The organism is Ardenticatena maritima (assembly GCF_001306175.1).
Classification (GTDB): domain Bacteria; phylum Chloroflexota; class Anaerolineae; order Ardenticatenales; family Ardenticatenaceae; genus Ardenticatena; species Ardenticatena maritima.
Genome location: NZ_LGKN01000004.1, coordinates 556,511 through 573,673, shown reverse-complemented (window position 1 = coordinate 573,673; position 17,163 = coordinate 556,511). Strand labels below are relative to the sequence as shown.

The 17,163-nt window shown below is 59.6% G+C and carries 16 protein-coding genes and 1 riboswitch; of the genes, 11 read left to right on the top strand and 5 right to left on the bottom strand.

Annotation, left to right across the window (positions count from 1 at the left end; genetic code table 11):
- Window positions 1-44: 44 nt before the first annotated feature.
- The 5 genes from metK to SE16_RS07295 form a co-directional block, all read right to left on the bottom strand.
- Entirely contained in the window at window positions 45-1,277 is a 1,233-nt protein-coding gene (gene metK, locus SE16_RS07315) for a methionine adenosyltransferase (RefSeq protein ID WP_054491663.1), read from the bottom strand.
- 39 nt (window positions 1,278-1,316) lie between these two features.
- Window positions 1,317-2,588, bottom strand: a complete 1,272-nt coding sequence (ahcY, locus tag SE16_RS07310) for an adenosylhomocysteinase (protein WP_054491662.1) — start codon at window positions 2,586-2,588, stop codon at window positions 1,317-1,319.
- 29 nt (window positions 2,589-2,617) lie between these two features.
- On the bottom strand, window positions 2,618-3,580 hold the full coding sequence (locus SE16_RS07305; protein WP_200907151.1) for a PfkB family carbohydrate kinase: 963 nt from the start codon (window positions 3,578-3,580) through the stop codon (window positions 2,618-2,620).
- Between the two features lie 37 nt (window positions 3,581-3,617).
- Window positions 3,618-4,697 carry an S-methyl-5-thioribose-1-phosphate isomerase gene (gene mtnA / locus SE16_RS07300; protein WP_054491661.1) on the bottom strand — a complete coding sequence of 360 codons (1,080 nt, stop codon included), beginning with the start codon at window positions 4,695-4,697 and terminating at the stop codon, window positions 3,618-3,620.
- Between the two features lie 85 nt (window positions 4,698-4,782).
- Window positions 4,783-4,891, bottom strand: a riboswitch (SAM riboswitch).
- A 112-nt stretch (window positions 4,892-5,003) separates the two neighbouring features.
- Window positions 5,004-5,927: a DUF3267 domain-containing protein gene (locus SE16_RS07295; RefSeq protein ID WP_060687426.1), complete on the bottom strand. Its 924-nt coding sequence runs from the start codon at window positions 5,925-5,927 to the stop codon at window positions 5,004-5,006.
- 253 nt (window positions 5,928-6,180) lie between these two features.
- Between SE16_RS07295 and SE16_RS07290 the strand changes: the two genes are divergently transcribed.
- From SE16_RS07290 to SE16_RS07240, 11 genes are all read left to right on the top strand, one after another.
- Window positions 6,181-6,834 (top strand): 50S ribosomal protein L25, encoded by a 654-nt coding sequence (locus tag SE16_RS07290; RefSeq protein ID WP_054491659.1) that lies wholly within the window; start codon window positions 6,181-6,183, stop codon window positions 6,832-6,834.
- Between the two features lie 108 nt (window positions 6,835-6,942).
- Complete coding sequence (mreB, locus tag SE16_RS07285) at window positions 6,943-8,004, top strand: rod shape-determining protein (RefSeq protein ID WP_082373789.1); 1,062 nt, start codon at window positions 6,943-6,945, stop codon at window positions 8,002-8,004.
- Between the two features lie 12 nt (window positions 8,005-8,016).
- Window positions 8,017-8,871 (top strand): rod shape-determining protein MreC, encoded by an 855-nt coding sequence (gene mreC / locus SE16_RS07280; protein WP_054491657.1) that lies wholly within the window; start codon window positions 8,017-8,019, stop codon window positions 8,869-8,871.
- Window positions 8,868-9,368: a rod shape-determining protein MreD gene (gene mreD, locus SE16_RS07275; RefSeq protein WP_054491656.1), complete on the top strand. Its 501-nt coding sequence runs from the start codon at window positions 8,868-8,870 to the stop codon at window positions 9,366-9,368. The genes mreC and mreD overlap by 4 nt, the downstream gene beginning before the upstream one ends.
- Window positions 9,369-9,376: 8 nt before the next feature.
- On the top strand, window positions 9,377-11,818 hold the full coding sequence (gene mrdA / locus SE16_RS07270) for a penicillin-binding protein 2 (RefSeq protein WP_054491655.1): 2,442 nt from the start codon (window positions 9,377-9,379) through the stop codon (window positions 11,816-11,818).
- 37 nt (window positions 11,819-11,855) lie between these two features.
- Window positions 11,856-12,566, top strand: a complete 711-nt coding sequence (gene minC, locus SE16_RS07265; protein ID WP_054491654.1) for a septum site-determining protein MinC — start codon at window positions 11,856-11,858, stop codon at window positions 12,564-12,566.
- A 116-nt stretch (window positions 12,567-12,682) separates the two neighbouring features.
- Window positions 12,683-13,474, top strand: a complete 792-nt coding sequence (gene minD / locus SE16_RS07260) for a septum site-determining protein MinD (RefSeq protein ID WP_054491653.1) — start codon at window positions 12,683-12,685, stop codon at window positions 13,472-13,474.
- Window positions 13,475-13,488: 14 nt separating this feature from the next.
- Window positions 13,489-13,767 carry a cell division topological specificity factor MinE gene (gene minE / locus SE16_RS07255; protein ID WP_054491652.1) on the top strand — a complete coding sequence of 93 codons (279 nt, stop codon included), beginning with the start codon at window positions 13,489-13,491 and terminating at the stop codon, window positions 13,765-13,767.
- A gap of 9 nt (window positions 13,768-13,776) precedes the next feature.
- On the top strand, window positions 13,777-14,868 hold the full coding sequence (gene rodA, locus SE16_RS07250; RefSeq protein ID WP_054491651.1) for a rod shape-determining protein RodA: 1,092 nt from the start codon (window positions 13,777-13,779) through the stop codon (window positions 14,866-14,868).
- A 134-nt stretch (window positions 14,869-15,002) separates the two neighbouring features.
- A complete protein-coding gene (gene ffh, locus SE16_RS07245; protein WP_054491650.1) occupies window positions 15,003-16,349 on the top strand; it encodes a signal recognition particle protein in 1,347 nt (448 codons plus the stop codon).
- Complete coding sequence (locus SE16_RS07240; RefSeq protein ID WP_060687424.1) at window positions 16,349-17,077, top strand: hypothetical protein; 729 nt, start codon at window positions 16,349-16,351, stop codon at window positions 17,075-17,077. Before ffh ends, SE16_RS07240 begins: the two co-directional genes overlap by 1 nt.
- Window positions 17,078-17,163 lie beyond the last annotated feature (86 nt).

Below are 17,163 nucleotides of genomic sequence, written 5' to 3'. Positions count from 1 at the left end.
GCCGCACGCAATGCGCGTGCGGCTTTTTGCTTCAACAGTGGGAATTACGCCTGGCTGGGAACCGTGTCCAACCCGGCGGCGGCGCGCAAGGCGTCCGCCTTGTCGGTGCGTTCCCAAGGCAGGTCTACGTCCTCGCGGCCAAAGTGCCCGTATGCCGCGGTTTGCTTGTAAATCGGGCGGCGCAGGTCCAGGTCGCGGATGATAGCCGCCGGGCGCAGGTCGAAGAACTGGTTGATGAGGTCCACAATCTTGTCATCGGGGATGCGTCCCGTGCCGAACGTTTCCACGCTAATCGAGAGCGGGCGCGCCACACCAATGGCGTAGGAGATTTGCACTTCAAAGCGGTCGGCGATACCCGCCGCCACAATGTTCTTGGCCACATAGCGCGCCATGTACGCACCCGAGCGGTCCACCTTCGTGGGGTCTTTCCCGGAGAAAGCGCCGCCACCGTGGCGAGCAACGCCGCCGTAGGTGTCCACAATGATTTTGCGCCCCGTCAGGCCGGCGTCGCCCATGGGACCGCCAACGACGAAACGCCCCGTCGGGTTGACGTAAATTTTGGTGTTCTCATCCAGCAATTTTTCGCCGACCACCGGGCGGATGACGTGTTCGATAATGTCGGCGCGAATTTGCTCTTGCGTAACGTCGGGCGCGTGCTGCGTGGAGATGAGGACGGTATCCACGCGCACCGGCTTGCCGTAGGCGTATTCAACCGTCACCTGGCTCTTGCCGTCGGGGCGCAGGTAGCCCAGCAAGCCGCTCTTGCGGACTTCGGTCAGGCGGCGCGTCAGGCGGTGCGCCAGGCTGATGCTGAGCGGCATGAGTTCGGGGGTTTCGTTGCACGCAAACCCGACCATCATGCCCTGGTCGCCGGCGCCGATGGCTTCGATTTCGGCGTCGCTCATTTCGCCGGTTTTGGCTTCCAGCGCCTTGTCCACGCCCATCGCAATATCGGCCGACTGCTTCTTGATCGAGACAATGACGGCGCAGGTGTCGGCGTCAAAACCGTATTCGCTGCTGGTGTAGCCGATTTGGCGCAGGGTTTCGCGCGCAATTTCGGTGTAGTCCACATTGGCGCTCGTGGTAATCTCGCCGATGATGGCAATCAAGCCGGTGGTGGTGGCGGTTTCACACGCCACGCGCGCGTCCGGGTCTTGCGCCAGAATGGCGTCCAGAATGGCGTCGCTAATCTGGTCGCAAATTTTGTCAGGGTGCCCCTCTGTCACCGATTCCGAGGTGAAATAGAGTTTGGGGCTGGACATAAATGTTGTACTCATGAGTCTTCCTCCATCACTTCTCAATCAAACGAGTTAGCATTAGGTGCCTTCTTGCCAGGAGGCAAGGTAGCGCTTCTGTTCTTCGGTCAGTTCATCAATCTGCACACCCATCGCCTGCAATTTCAGGCGGGCGATTTCGCGGTCAATTTCTTCCGGCACGGTGTAGACTTTGTTTTCCAGTTCGGCGTAGTGTTCCAGAATGTACTTGGCCGCCAACGCCTGGTTAGCGAAACTCATGTCCATCACCGCCGAGGGGTGCCCTTCGGCCGCCGCCAGGTTCACCAGACGCCCTTCACCCAACACGTTGATGCGGCGACCATCGGGGAGGATGTACTGGTCCACGAATTGGCGCGGCTGGCGCTTTTCGACGGCCATTTCTTCCAGCGCGGGGATGTTCAATTCCACGTTGAAGTGCCCACTGTTGGCGACAATCGCGCCGTCTTTCATCACTTCAAAGTGGTGGCGGTCAATCACGTGCAAGTCGCCCGTCACGGTGATGAAAATATCGCCCACTTTGGCGGCTTCCAGCATGGGCATGACGCGGTAGCCGTCCATGACGGCTTCCAGCGCTTTCAGCGGGTCAACCTCCGTCACGATGACGTTGGCGCCCAAGCCGCGCGCACGCATGGCGACACCCTTGCCGCACCAGCCGTAGCCGGCCACCACAACGGTCTTGCCGGCAATCAGCACGTTGGTTGCGCGAATGACGCCGTCCATGGTGCTTTGGCCAGTGCCGTAGCGGTTATCGAAGAAGTGTTTGGTCATGGCGTCGTTGACGGCGATGACGGGGAATTTCAGCGCGCCGTCTTTCGCCATGGCGCGCAGGCGGATGACGCCGGTGGTGGTTTCTTCCGTGCCGCCTTTCACGTATTCAAGCAGTTCGGGGCGGTCTTTGTGCAACGTGCTCACCAGGTCGCACCCGTCATCCATGGTGATGTTGGGCTTGTGGTCCAGCGCGGCATGAATGTGGCGGTAGTAGGTTTCATTGTCTTCGCCCTTGATGGCATAGACCGGGATTTCATCGTACACCACCAGCGCGGCGGCCACGTCATCCTGGGTGCTGAGCGGGTTTGACGCGCAGAGCACCACGTCCGCACCGCCGGCCGCCAGCGCCCGCATGAGGTTGGCGGTTTCGGTGGTCACGTGCAAACAGGCCGAGATGCGCACGCCTTGCAGGGGTTTGGTGCGCTCAAAATCTTCCATGATTTGCTTCAGAACGGGCATTTCTTGCGCCGCCCATTCGATGCGCTTGCGTCCTTGTTCGGCAAGCCCCAAGTCTTTGACGTCATACGGCTTCGTTTCGGTACTCATGACGGAAAAACTCCTTTCGTTTCTGGAATTTATGAACGTGCTACTTCAAGTGGCTCGAAGTAAGTAAAGGCGCGGAACTCTTTGGTACGCGCCCAGATATCCTCAATGCGAATCTCTTTCAGACGGTTGATGCTGAAATCTTCGACGGTGAAACTGGCGACGACACTCCCTTGCACCATTGCACGACGGAGCGCGTTGGTGTCCAGCACCGGTTCATGCGCCAGCGCTCCGATGAACCCACCGGCGAACGTATCACCGGCGCCCGTGGGGTCGCGCACGTCTTCCAGCGGGTACGCAGGCACAAAGAAGAAACTATCCACCCGCGAGGAGCCGCTGGTGAACAGCGCCGCCCCGTATTCGCCGCGTTTCACCACCAGCGCCCGCGGTCCCCACGAAAGAATGGTGCGGGCGGCTTTGAGCAGGCTGGGCGTTTCCGCCAGGTCGCGGGCTTCGGCTTCATTGATAATGACCACGTCCACCTTCTGAATGACGCGGATAAGCGCTTCCTTTTGCGAGTCAATCCAGAAGTTCATCGTGTCCAGCGCCACCAGGTCGGGGCGTTCGACTTGGTCGAGCACGCTCAGTTGCAATTCAGGAGCAATGTTCGCCAGGAAGAGCAGACTGGGCGTGCGGTAGTGGGGCGGCAGTTGGGGGTTGAAGTCGGCAAAGACGTTCAGGCGGGTTTCCAACGTGTGCGCGACGTTCAGGTCGTAATCGTAGCGCCCCGCCCAAAAGAAGGTTTCACCTTCGACGATTTCCAATCCGTCCAGATTGACGCCGCGTTGTTGCAGAAAGTCAATGTGCTCTTGCGGAAAATCCGTACCGACGATGCCCACAAGATTGACGGGGGCGAAAAAACTGGCGGCGGTGGCAAAGTAGGTGGCGCTACCGCCCAACGCGCGTTCAACTTTGCCAAACGGCGTTTCAACATTGTCAAGACCGACGGAACCGACAACCAAAATTTCACGTGGAAGACGGGTTTGTTCTGTCACTGTTTCTCAACCTCACTCATGTTCCATCTCGACCGCATTACACACTGCCCGATGCCTGGCGGGCTTTGCGGTCGGCTTCGGCTTGTTCAACCACCCGGCGCAGGTTTTCCTCATACGGTGGGCGCACCACGCCGTACTCGGTGATGATCGCCGTCACCAGTTCGTGCGGTGTGATGTCGAAAGCCGGATTGTAGGCGTTCACACCTTCCGGCGCGATGTTGCACTGCCCCAACACATGCGTGACTTCGCGCGGGTCGCGCTCTTCAATGGGAATATCGCGACCGGTGGGGGTTTGCAGGTCAATCGTCGAGGTGGGCGCGACAACGTAGAAGGGGATGTTGTTTTCTTTGGCGACGACCGCCAGTTTGTACGTGCCGATTTTGTTGGCCACGTCACCATTGGCAGCGATACGGTCTGCGCCAACCGTCACCAAATCCACCTGCCCACTCCACATGAGATACCCCGCAGCGTTATCGGCAATCAGCGTCATGGGAACGCCCCACTGCATGAGTTCCCAAGCGGTCAGGCGGGCGCCTTGCAGGCGTGGGCGGGTTTCATCAACCCAGACATGGATGTTTTTGCCCTGTTCGTGCGCCATACGGATGACGCCCAACGCCGTGCCCCAGTCCACCGTGGCAAGCCCGCCCGTGTTGCAATGGTGCAGAATATTCGCGCCTTCGGGCACCAATTCAGCGCCGTAGCGCGCCATGCGTTGGTTGGTTTCAATGTCTTCGTCGGCAATGCGTTGCGCTTCGGCAACCAGGGCGTCACGCACAACCTGGTGGGGCTGCTCGCGCAAGGACGTTGCTAGCGCCATCATGCGGTCCAGCGCCCAGCGCAGGTTGACGGCGGTGGGGCGCGACGCATAGAGTACATCGTAGGCGGTGCGCAAGTCGTTCAGCAAATCCTCTGTGGTCGCGGCCTGGCTGCGTTGCGCCGCCAACGCCATGCCAAAGCCGGCGGCGGCGCCAATGGCCGGCGCACCGCGGATGTACATCTCGCGAATGGCGCGCGCCACATCGTGCTCGTTATCGAAGGCGACAATTTCAAATTGATGCGGCAACAATCGCTGGTCAATCATCTTGACGACGCCGTCTTCCCACCAGACTGTGCGCATGTGTGCCTCCTTCTGTCCCATTCATGAATCGCCGGCTCGCTTCATCAAAAAAGCCTCTCATACTGAGAGGCCGTACATCTGACTCCTCTCATCTTCCAGCCCCACAGGGGCTGCCGGACTTGGCACCTGGCGGCATGTTGCCGCTGGTTGCCGGGGCTTCACAGGGCCGGTCCCTCCACCCCTCTTGATGAGCGTCCGTATCTACGGTTGTTCAACCACGGCAGGATAGAAGGAAGTGGCGCTTTTGTCAAATTTTTCACAGGCCAAAGCGCCTTTTGGGTGAAAAATTGAAGGTGTGCGCACGCTTCAAGTTGTCTCTGCGGGTCGCTGAGGAAGAAGCACCGCTAGCCCCCCACCCAACACAATACTGACGACCAATGTGGCGGGCAAACCAAGCGACGTTTGGAAGCCGCCATCTGGCGTTCGTTCAAATTCAATCAGATACCATATGCCGGCGGGGCCAATGCGGAGCGCGTCCATATCCAATTGAACCGCAAGGAGCGGTAAAAAATTAAGTAGAACGGTGATGATGAGAAAAACCAGTGCGGTCATGCCGAACCAGCGCAAAACAAATCCGCTCGTGATCGTCGTGACGGGAACGTCGCTATCAACGGGGGCATACACCTCCCACTGGTCAGCCTGATCCACAATACGCACCTCGTCTGGAAGCCGCAAAAGGACGACACTCAACCACAAGTCCCCTATCGCACCAGCCGCATTTGCCGTGAGAAAGAGAATAATGTAAGGCACAACCGCTGTGGGGGCGAATGGGAGGAGGAGCAGGCCCATCAGGGTAAGCAGTACCAAGGGGGCGAGGGTCACACTGAGCGCCTGACGACGTGTCATGAGCGCATTGGGGGCTGTGGCATAGGCGTACAACCAGCGAAACCCATAACGTGGTTGAAAGCCGTTGAGGCGAAACAAAAGCCCGTGGCAACCTTCGTGCAGAACAATGAGAAGCGGACCGGCAACGAAAAAACCGAAGAGGAGACGAAGCCAATCCGAGAGGCCAGCGGGGGTGAAATGAAGGGTGAGTGAAAACGTATTGCCTGTCAGAAAAGTGCTGATGGTGTGAAAGATGAGCAACCAGACAGGAAACGCAAGTGTGCCGGCGAGCAAGAGATGGGACATGGCGGGCTTGACGAAAGCGGTGCGACGGTACGCTGGGGGCAGGTTCGGTACTTCCGATGGCATGGATGGTGTGGGTTGAACAAGCGTCGAACGGCGCATGGCGTTCACCTCCTTTTGGTGCGTGAATTCTACGGAGCAAAATACGGAGACAACCGAAGGAAGTTTTACAAAATGCGTTATCCGCTTGCCATTTTCCGGCAAAACGCCTTTTCTTTCAAGACGTTTGACCTTTTTGTGCTTTTCTGTACAATGGCACGCCGACTGTGGGCGCTTCTGCGCCCATTCCTTATGAACACATGCAGATGACGCATCGGCGCTTGCTGGTGCAAGAAGCAAGGAAGAGGGTAGCGTTATGGGAATTGAACTGAAAGCCGCACCCCGCACGGTGCTTGGAAAGAAGGTCAAACAGTTGCGCCGCGAAGGGTTCATCCCCGGCGTTGTGTATGGCGCTGCGTTGGAAGAACCCATTTCTGTGCAGGTGGACGCTCGCGAATTGCGCAAGGTGTTGCAACAAGCCGGCGTCTCGCACTTGATTGATTTGCGCATTGAAGGTCGCTCGCGTCCTGTGAATGTGCTGGTGCGTGATGTGCAGCGTGATCCTGTGCGCCAAACGCTGTTGCACGTTGATTTTTTGGCGGTGCGCATGGATGAGCCGGTGCGCATCGAAGTGCCGATCCACCTGACGGGTGAGCCCGCACCGGTGGCGCAGAATATCGCCCTGGTGAGCCAGGTGCTGGAAGAAATTGAGGTCGAAGCCCTGCCGGCGCATTTGCCCTCGGAAATTGAAGTGGACGTCACTGACTTGCTCAAAGAAGTGGGCGATGTGTTGACGGTGGCGGACTTGCCGGTTCCCGAAGGCGTCGAAATCATTACCGAAGGCGACATTGCGGTTGCCGTGCTGGAACCGTTGCGCGCCGAAGAAGCCGTGGAAGCCGAAAGCACCGAAGCGCCAGCCGCCGCGGGCGACGTCGAAGTCATTGGCGAGCGCGAAGAAGAGGAAGAATAGAGTTTCCCGCTTTTCTCGCAATACCGAAGCCCGGTCGCTATGGCCGGGCTTTGCTTGTGTTATGGAAATGCCTAGAATGTAAGCCATCTGTAAACAGATGAGGAGCGAATCGTGATTAGCCCACTGAGTAAACTGTTTGGTCTGTTTTCGCGCGATATTGCGATGGACTTGGGCACAGCCAACACGGTGGTGGCTGTGCGTGGGCAGGGAATTGTCATCAACGAGCCGTCCGTAGTGGCGGTTGATAAACGCAACGGGCGCGTGCTTGCCGTTGGCGCCGACGCCAAAGAGATGGTGGGGCGGACGCCCGCGCACATTGTGGCTGTGCGCCCCTTGCGCGACGGCGTTATCTCCGACTTCGATGTCACCCACGCCATGATTTCGGAGTTCATCAAAAAGGTGCATGAGCGCACGATTTTGCCGGTTTCACCCCGCATCGTCATTGGTATTCCGGGGGGCGTCACGGAAGTGGAACGTATCGCCGTGCGTGACGCGGCTCTCAGCGCGGGGGCGCGTGAGGTGCATCTCATTGAACAGCCGATGGCGGCTGCTATCGGCGCAGGCTTGCCGGTGACCGAAAGCGTGGGGAGCATGGTTGTGGACATTGGCGGCGGAACGACCGAGATTGCCGTCATCTCCATGGGGGGCATTGTGGTCAACAATTCCATTCGTATTGCAGGCGATGAGTTGGACGAGGCTATTATTGACTACGCCCGCCAACGCTACAACTTGCTCATTGGCCCACGCATGGCGGAACGTGTCAAGGTGCAAATTGGCTCCGCCTACCCGCTTGAAGACGAAATGACGATGGAAATCCGCGGGCGCAACTTGATTACAGGGCTGCCCGAAGCCGTCACGGTGACGAGCATCGAAATTCGCGAAGCCATCAGCGGGCCGGTGGGCGCCATTGTCGAAGCAACGCGCGCCGCCATTGACCAGACCCCGCCCGAATTGGTTGCCGACCTGATGGAAAACGGGATTGCGCTTGCCGGCGGTGGGGCGTTGTTGAAAGGGCTGGCGCAACGCTTGACGGATGAAACGCGCATGCGCGTCTATGTGGCTGACGACCCGCTGAGCTGTGTGGTGCGTGGGTGTGCGCACGCCCTGGAGCGCCCCGATTTGCTGAAACAGGTGCAAGCGCCACCACACCGACCAGTCACACCGCACTAATCGCTGAGCGTCATGTTTCAACTGCGGCGTCAATCGACACCGATTCTCATTTTGCTCGTCGTGACCATTGTGCTGATTTTTGTGGATCGCAGTGGTCTTCTGCGGGGGAATGAGCGTACCGGCAGAGGCTGGTTGGCTGGTCTCAGCGGCTTTTTCACCGAAAGCGTGGACTTCCTGGGCGAGTGGCGCTTTGCGCTGACGCATTTTTCCACTTTGAAAGCCGAGAACGAGCAATTGCGCCGCCAGTTGGAAGACCTCGCTTTGCTCAACGCGCGCCTCATCGAACTTGAAAATGAGAACCGCCAATTGCGGGCGTTGCTCGAATTCAAGAACGCCCACCCCAACTACTTGCTCCTGGTCGCCGAAGTCACACGCAACCAGACGCCCGCCCGTGTGGTGAGCACCGACCCCAACAACCTGGTGCGGGCGTTGCGTATCAACCAGGGGCGCGCCGATGGTGTTGAACCGGGGATGCCCGTAGTGACGGCGCGCGGTTTGTTGGGGCGCGTTGTGGAAGTGGGCGAGCATTGGGCGGAAGTCATGCTCATCATTGATGAAACCAGCGCCGTCGCCGCGCTCGACCAGCAGAGCCGCGCTGGCGGCATTGTTGAAGGCACCGGCACCGGGCTTGTCATGCGCTACATTGACAACGACCAAAGCGTTGAGCCGGGGGATATCATCCTCACGTCGGGGCTTGGTGGACAATTCCCCAAAGGGTTGGTGATTGGTACGGTGCGTGAAGTTATCCGCAAAGACGTCAACCCCTATCAGGAAGCCATGATTGACTCCCCGGTGGACTTCAACAACGTTGAATACGTCTTCGTCGTGCGCGACTTCCGCCCTCTCACCGAGGAAGAGATGCGATGAAATGGTGGATGCCGATTCTGGTGATGCTGGTTGCCGCGCTTATCCAGGCAACCTGGTTGCACCATTTCGCCATTGGCGGCGTGCATCCCGACCTGGTGTTGCTCATCGTTGTCGCGTGGAGTTTGCTCCGTGGCACGCGCGAAGGCGTCATCCTGGCGTTTTTAGGCGGCTTCTTTCTTGATTCGCTTTCGGCGGCGCCGTTTGGCGTTTTCACAATCTCCTTGTTGTTGGTGGCGTTCATCACCGGTTTGGGGGAAATCAACATTTTGCGCATGACATTCATTTTGCCGCTTTTGGTTGGCTTTTTGGCAACACTTTTGTACTATATACTTGCATTTGTGATGCTCCGAACGTTGCAATGGAACATAAGCATCACATTTGCGTTGCAAACGGGGGGGCGCGCCGCACTGTATAATACCCTGCTCATGCCGTTCGTCTATGTGTTGAGCCTACGTGTGCATCGTGTTCTGGAACGCATCGAGCAGCGGCAGTATTGAGCAACCAGATGAAACCGGTCTATCACGACGAGCCAATCCAAAACGTACGTCGCGAAACAGTGCGCCTTTTTGTGTTGCGTGGCGTACTGGTGCTCGTCTTCTTCATTCTTGTGGTGCGCCTCTGGCAGTTGCAGTTCATCGAAGGTGAACGGTATCGCCTCCAAGCCGCCGGCAATCGCCTGCGGATTGAAACCATTCCCGCCCCGCGGGGCGTTGTGTATGACCGCGAGGGGCATATCCTCGTGCGCAATGAAGCCACGTTTGACGTGCTCATTGTCCCCGGCGCAGTGCCCGAAGAGTCTGTTGACCGCGTGCTGACGACTGTCGCCAGCGTGGTGGGCGTGCCGCTCACCAACCAGATTGCGTTGGCGCAGGCAAGCGCAACCCAGCCCGCCGATGCGGTTCTGCCGCTCGACCCGCAATGTGGTGAACCGGGCTTGAAAGAGTGCTTTGAGGCGGGTGCGCTTTACGCGCCCTATCGTCCCATCGTGGTCAAAAAAGATGTGGATGAGCGGGTAGCGTTCCAGTTGAAACAAGACGCCGCCTTTTTGCCCGGCGTGATGGTTGAATCGCGCGCACGGCGGCATTACCTCTACGGACCGCTGTTTAGCCACATTCTCGGTTTTGTGTTGCCCGTGAACGAGACGTTTTTGGCGCAGGCGTCCGCCAGCGACAACTACGAATTGAATGATGAAGCGGGCATGAGCGGCATCGAAGCCAGCCTGGAACGCGAATTGCGCGGGAAAAAAGGCGTGCGCCTGGTGGAAAAAGATGTGATTGGGCGCGAGGTGCGTGTTCTGGAACAAACACCGCCCGAACCAGGGCACAATGTGTTTCTCACGATTGACATGGACTTGCAGCGGTACGCCACCGAAGCCCTGCGCAAGGGCATGGAAGCCGTCAATAGTCCGCGCGGTGCTGTGGTGGCGATTGACCCGCGCGATGGGCAAGTGCTGGCGCTGGTTTCATTGCCCAGTTACGATAACAACGTCTTTGTGGGGGGCATCTCACAATCCGCCTACGAACAGTTGCTGAACGACCCCCGCACACCCATGCTGAACATGGCTGTCAGCGCCTACGGCTTCCCGCCCGGCTCGATTTTCAAACTCGTGACCGCCGCCGCTGCGTTGCAAGAGGGTGTGATTACGCGCGAAACTCGCCTCGATGCGCCCGGCATCATCTACTTGCCGAACAAGTATGACCCCGACAACAAGGAATTGGCGCAACCCTTCTACGACTGGCTGCGCAGTGGACATGGGCGCGTCAATGTGATTGATGCCCTGGCGCGTTCATCGGACGTTTTCTTCTACAAAGTGGCCGGCGGTTTCCCCGGAGAAATTGAAGGCTTGGGCATTGAAAAGTTAGCCCAGTATGCTGAATTGTTTGGCTTGGGGCAACCGACCCGCATTGACTTGCCGGGCGAGTCGGCCGGGTTGGTGCCGACCCCCGATTGGAAGCGCCGCACGTGGGGCGAAACCTGGACAACCGGCGATACCTACAACATGGCCATTGGGCAGGGGTTCTTGACGACGACGCCCTTGCAAATGGTGAATGTCACCGCCGCTGTGGCGAACGGCGGCACGCTCTACCGCCCCCAATTGGTCTATCAAATTCAGGACGCCGACGGCAACGTGGTGCAGGGCTTCATGCCCGATGTCATTCGCAACATTCCGGTTGACCCCCAGCACCTGGAAACGGTGCGCGAAGGGATGTTGGCGGTTGTTCAGCGTTCGGACGGGACGGCGCACTACGCCGGCTTGCCCACCAGTGTGGCGATTGCCGGCAAGACGGGGACGGCGGAGTATTGCGAACCGTTGCCCGACCTGAGCGATTGTAAGCGCGATGAAGAAGGCAACCTGGTGACGCATGCCTGGTTCGTGGCGTTTGCGCCCTACGACAACCCAGAGATTGCCCTGGTGGTTTTCGTGCATGGCAATGGGCGCGATGTTCTGGAAGGTTCCAAAGTGGCCGCCCCCATCGCCGCGGACATTTTGCGCTACTGGTTTGAAATTCGCCCCAAGCAGGCGGAAGGCGCTCCCCTGCCGGTAGCGACCCCCGCCGTCGAAACGGGACCCGCTGAGACGACCGACGAAGTGGTGCAAACACTCCTGCCCCCCTTGCAACCCAGCAACTTGTCGGCAACGCGCCCCTTCCACGGGCAACTTGTGCAAACCTTGCCCAACCAGGCGGAACTGAGCGTTCTGCGCGGGACGGTGCGCGATGTGAGCGGACGCCCCGTTGCCAATGCGCGCATTCTGTTGACGCCGGAAGAGAGCGACACCCCCGCGACGTACCTGATGACCGACGCGAACGGAACATTTTACTACGATTTCCTCTCCCCCTCCATCTCCTCCGTTTGGCGTGTCGCCGCGCCCGACATACCGGGCGCGCCGGAATTGACCTTGCGTGTTGAGCCTTCTCAACAATATGTGGTAGAATTCACGAACTGAGAAGGCCAAACGCATGCCACACGCGAGGAGAGACCCGATGCCGATTCCCATCAAAGGCGAGCGCGATGGGCTGGTGCTGGCGCTGGATGCGCTGTACGTCGAAACGGCTTCGCCGGATGAGACGATCGCCGCTTTGCAAGCGTACCTCGAACAGCATGGCGCTTTTTTCCGCGGCGGGCATGTCATCCTTGAAACAGGCGAAGAGGCGTTCGACCGCGAGTTTTTGCAGCGCGTGATTGACACCCTGCACGCCCACGCCTTGCGCACCGTGGCGCTCCGCGGTCATCATCCCGAAACGCGCGCCGCCGCCCATGCGTTGGGGCTGGAACTGCCTTTTGTGCCCACGGCGCACCCCACCGACACCATGGCGTCGGCGGTTGATGAGGGCGCCCCCGCGCTGATTGTGCGCCGCACACTGCGCAGTGGTCAGCGGGTCGAATACGAAGGGAGCGTGGTCGTGTGGGGCGATGTCAACGCCGGGGCGGAAATCATCGCCGGCGGGGATATCTTCGTCTGGGGGGCGTTGCGCGGCGTGGTGCATGCCGGCGCGTTTGGTGATGAAACGGCTGTCGTCGCTGCGTTGCGGCTGGAACCAACCCAACTGCGCATTGGCGGGCTGATTGCCCGCGCACCGGATGAACACCAGCGCCCACGCTGGCGCTTCTGGAAACGACAGCGCCCCCAGCCTGAAATCGCCCGTGCGGTAGATGGCATGATTGTGGTGGAAGCCGTGCGCATGGACCGTTGAATCTTCAACAAAGGTGTGCAAAAAGCGCCTTTTTGCGAGCCATCTTTGCCAGTTTGCGTAAGCCACGTTAGCATACGCACCACTCAGGGATTGAGGGATACACAAGAGGAGCAGGTATGGCCGGAACTGTCATAACCATCACGTCTGGGAAAGGTGGTGTCGGCAAAACAACCACCACCGCCAACCTGGCGGCGGCGTTGGCGCTTTTGGGGCATTCGGTTGTTGCCATTGACGCCGACATTGGCTTGCGCAACCTTGACGTCGTCATGGGGTTGGAAAACCGCATTGTGTACGATATCGTGGACGTTGTGGAAGGGCGGTGCCGCTTGCGGCAAGCCCTGATTCGCGACAAGCGCCTGCCCGAACTGCATTTGCTGCCGGCCGCCCAAACGCGCGACAAATCGGCGGTTTCACCCCGCCAGATGGCCGAAATTTGCGACGCTTTGCGCCCCCACTTCGATTACGTGCTGGTGGATTCGCCGGCGGGGATTGAGCAGGGGTTTCGCAACGCCATCGCCGGAGCGGACCGCGTGCTCATCGTCACCACGCCCGAAGTGAGCGCCGTCCGTGACGCTGACCGCATCATCGGCTTGTTGGAAGCGGCCGAAAAAGGCCCCCTGGCGTTGATTCTCAACCGCGTCAAACCGGATATGGTGCGGCGCGGCGATATGCTCGATGTGAGCGATGTGCTGGAAATTCTGGCGATTGACCTGATTGGCATTGTGCCGGACGATGAGGCCATCATCGTGAGCACGAACCGGGGGACACCGGTTGTGTTCAATGAACGCCAACCGGCCGCCCGCGCATTTTTGAACATTGCGCGGCGTTTGCGTGGCGAACAAGTCCCCTTCGAGCCGTTGCGCGAGGAGGGGTTGATTGACCGCTTGTTGAAATTCATGCGTTCGTGAAAAGGAGGGCATTCTTGGGAATCTTTGAAAGACTCTTTGGTAAACGCCCTTCCAGCCGCGACATTGCCAAAGAGCGCCTGCAATTGGTGCTCATTTACGACCGCGCCGGTCTCTCGCCGGAATTGCTTGAAACGCTGCGTAGCGAGATTGTGGATGTGCTCTCGCGCTACATTGAGATTGAGCGCGACGGCATTGAGTTGCACCTGGCGCAAGAAGGGCGCGAGGCAATGCTCGTGGCGAATATCCCCTTTCGGGGGCGCGTCAAAACAGCGCCACCACACACACAGGAGTAGGCGGGGCTCATGCGACGCGCACTCAATGCGTTTGATTACGCCCTTCTGGGGGTGGTGCTCGTCATCATGACCTTTGGGGTCTTGATGATTTACAGCGCCCAGCCCGCCCCGGAAGATGGGCAAATGCCTTTCGTCACCCGCCAGTTGATTTGGATTGCGATTGGGCTGGTGGGGATGTTGCTCGCCAGCGCCGTGGATTACCGCTTACTGGGATATTTTGTGCGTGTTTTGTATGTAGGCATCGTGGCGGCGCTGGCGGTGGTGTTGGCGCTCGGCTCGACCTCGTTCGGGGCGCAGCGCTGGTTCAGCATCATGTTCTTCACCATTCAACCTTCCGAATTGTCCAAGTTGGTGCTCATCCTGACGCTGGCGCACTACCTTGGGCATCGCCCTTTCGATTGGAAAGCCCTCATTGGCTCCTTCATCCTGACCGCCATTCCGGCGGTGTTGGTCTTTTTGCAACCCAGCCTCTCCGTGGCGTTGTCGCTGTTCGCCATTTGGGGCGGCATGGTGTTTGTGGCCGGGCTGCCCTGGCGGTACATGGTCGGGGCGGCGGCGGCTGTGGGGGCGGCCGCGCCCCTCATCTGGACGCAGGTGCTGCAAGAGTACCAGCGTCAGCGGGTGATGATTTTCCTCAACCCGCTGGCAGACCCCCTGGGTGAAGGCTACAACCTGGTGCAAAGCCGCATCGCCATTGGGTCGGGCGGCTTGTGGGGGCAAGGCTACATGCACGGTTCGCAAAGCCAGTTGGGTTATTTGCGCGTGCGCCACACCGACTTCATTTTCACCGTGGTGGCTGAAGAACTGGGCTTTGTGGGCGCGCTCCTGCTGATGGCGCTCTTTGTGTTCCTGCTGTGGCGCTTGCTGAACATTGCCCAGCGTGCCACCGACCGCTACGGGCGGTTTATCGTGGTGGGTGTGATGACCATGATTTTCTTTCAAGTGGTCGTCAACATTGGCGTCAATGTGGGGCTGGTGCCGCCCACGGGCGTTGTGTTGCCGCTCTTTTCCTACGGGGGCAGCAATCTCATCACCATGCTCATTGGGTTGGGGCTGGTGCAGAATGTGGCCATGCGCTACAAGCGTTTTACGTTCGAGTAAGCCATCGCCGTTTGGCGGCGCCCGGTGATTTTCCTTGCCGGGCTTTTTTCTTTTGTCGGAAGTGATTGACGCTCATTCTTGTCTGGGCTACAATCCGCGCACCGAGACTTCAGGGAAGGAATAGGTGGGTTGAGATGTTTGATGAACTGAGCGAAAAACTTCAAAGTACGTTCGACCGCCTGGCGGGCAAAGGGCAGCTGACCGAAAAAGATGTTGATATCGCCATGCGCGAGGTCAAAATCGCGCTGCTGGAAGCCGATGTCAACTTCAAGGTGGTGCGCGACTTTGTCAAGCGGGTGAAGGAAAAGGCGATTGGCGCCGAAGTGCTGAAAAGCCTGACGCCCGCGCAGGTGGTGGTGAAGATTGTTCATGACGAGCTGATTGACCTGTTGGGTGAAGCCGGCCGTCTGGACCTGTCGGGACCGCCGCCGACGGTGATTATGCTGGTGGGCTTGCAGGGGTCGGGGAAAACGACCACCGCGGGGAAGCTGGCGAACTGGCTGCGCAAGCAGGGGCATCGTCCCATGTTGGTGGCGGCCGACACCTACCGCCCGGCGGCTGTCAAACAGCTGGAAGTGCTGGGCGAGCAGCTGGGCATTCCTGTGCATAGCGAGGGGACCGAACCGCCGCCCCCCGATATTGCCGAGCGTGGCGTGCGCGAAGCCAAACACAAAGCCTACGATGTCGTGATTATTGACACGGCGGGGCGCTTGCAAATTGACGAAGCCCTCATGCAGGAGCTGGAAGAGATCAAGGCGCGCGTCAATCCGCGCGAGATTTTGCTTGTGGCCGACGCCATGACCGGGCAGGAAGCGGTCAATGTGGCGGATACCTTCCACAAGCGCATCGGGCTCACGGGGGTTATCTTCACCAAGGTGGATGGCGACGCGCGCGGTGGTGCGGCGCTTTCCATTCGGGCTGTGACGGGCGTCCCCATTAAGTTTTTGGGGGTGGGCGAAAAACTGGACGCGCTGGAACCCTTCCACCCCGATCGCTTGGCCTCGCGTATTCTCGGCATGGGCGATGTGCTCACGCTGATTGAAAAAGCGGAGCAGACGATTGACACGAGCAAAGCCGAGAAGCTGGAAAAACGCCTGCGCCAGGGTGAATTCGACCTGGAAGATTTTCTGGAACAGTTGCAGCAGCTGAAAAAGTTGGGGCCCTTCACGCAACTGCTGGAACTCATCCCCGGCATGAGTGGGCTGAAAAACGCCTTGCCGGCGGATGTGACCGAGCGCGAATTGAAGAAGATTGAAGCGATTATCAACTCGATGACGCGCGAGGAGCGCCGCAACCCGCGCATTATCAACGGGAGCCGCAAACGCCGTATCGCCGCTGGGAGCGGGACGACTGTGCAAGATGTGAACGAACTGTTGAAGCAGTTCCGCATGATGCAGAAGATGATCAAACAGTTGAGCGGCAAGGGAGGCAAACGCCGAATGCGCTTGCCGTTCGACCTTCCACCGGGGTTTGGGCTTTGATGCCGGCACGCCTGTTGCCGCTTCACCGCCTTTCAGACGACACCGCCACCGACCACCGCCTCGCGCTTGTTGATTTGCGCGGGGCGGTTTCTTTGCGCGGCTGGTGGGCGGGGCCGTTGGTGGTGCTGGTGGGCGCGTGGGCGGCGGCGCCTACGTGGAACCGCGCCACGCTGGTGAGCACGCTGGCGGCCGCGGCCGCGGCGCTGCTGCTGGGCGCTTTCTGGACCGACGTGGCGACGGCGCAAGATACGCCACCGTTGCGCCTGATTTGGCCGCCGTTGCTGGCGGTGGCGTTGAGCGCCGGGACGACGCCGCCAGCCGCCCTGGCGGCGCTGGCCTGGTCTGGGCTGGCGCTTCTGCATGTTCATGGGAGCGTTGCGGCGCTGACATGGCCGCGTGCGCTGGGGGCGGTGGCGTTGCCCTGGTGGCTGGGCTGGTTTGCCGTGGGGGGCGGCGTGCACGTGGAGATGGTGATGGCGCCCTTGGCGGCCGCCTGGCTGGCGCGAGATTGCTGGCGCGCTGATACGTTGGGGCTGTGGGGCGGGGCGGCGTTGCTCGCCGCGCTGCTCATGTGGCGGCAGGCCGGGGTGCGCTTGGCGGCGCTGGCGGTTCTGCTGGTGGGGGTCTGGGTGTTTCGGGTGCAGCGCTCCCGGCGGGGCGACGCCTGGTATCGCCAGCATGTCCAGCTCTGGGTGGTGGTGGTGCTTGGGGTGGCGGCTGGCGTCTGATGGGCCGCGCCGGACACACCGCAACAACGCACCTCTGAACACGCGTTCGCCCTACGTTGTAGGTGTGCCTCTTTTGCTCATTGCCC

Coding starts and splice junctions, on each gene's coding strand:
- metK (WP_054491663.1), bottom strand. CDS start 1,277: ATGAGTACAACATTTATGTCCAGCCCCAAACTCTATTTCACCTCGGAA.
- SE16_RS07290 (WP_054491659.1), top strand. CDS start 6,181: ATGGGAATTGAACTGAAAGCCGCACCCCGCACGGTGCTTGGAAAGAAG.
- SE16_RS07295 (WP_060687426.1), bottom strand. CDS start 5,927: ATGCGCCGTTCGACGCTTGTTCAACCCACACCATCCATGCCATCGGAA.
- mreD (WP_054491656.1), top strand. CDS start 8,868: ATGAAATGGTGGATGCCGATTCTGGTGATGCTGGTTGCCGCGCTTATC.
- ahcY (WP_054491662.1), bottom strand. CDS start 2,588: ATGAGTACCGAAACGAAGCCGTATGACGTCAAAGACTTGGGGCTTGCC.
- rodA (WP_054491651.1), top strand. CDS start 13,777: ATGCGACGCGCACTCAATGCGTTTGATTACGCCCTTCTGGGGGTGGTG.
- SE16_RS07240 (WP_060687424.1), top strand. CDS start 16,349: ATGCCGGCACGCCTGTTGCCGCTTCACCGCCTTTCAGACGACACCGCC.
- mreC (WP_054491657.1), top strand. CDS start 8,017: ATGTTTCAACTGCGGCGTCAATCGACACCGATTCTCATTTTGCTCGTC.
- ffh (WP_054491650.1), top strand. CDS start 15,003: ATGTTTGATGAACTGAGCGAAAAACTTCAAAGTACGTTCGACCGCCTG.
- minD (WP_054491653.1), top strand. CDS start 12,683: ATGGCCGGAACTGTCATAACCATCACGTCTGGGAAAGGTGGTGTCGGC.
- mrdA (WP_054491655.1), top strand. CDS start 9,377: ATGAAACCGGTCTATCACGACGAGCCAATCCAAAACGTACGTCGCGAA.
- mtnA (WP_054491661.1), bottom strand. CDS start 4,697: ATGCGCACAGTCTGGTGGGAAGACGGCGTCGTCAAGATGATTGACCAG.
- minC (WP_054491654.1), top strand. CDS start 11,856: ATGCCGATTCCCATCAAAGGCGAGCGCGATGGGCTGGTGCTGGCGCTG.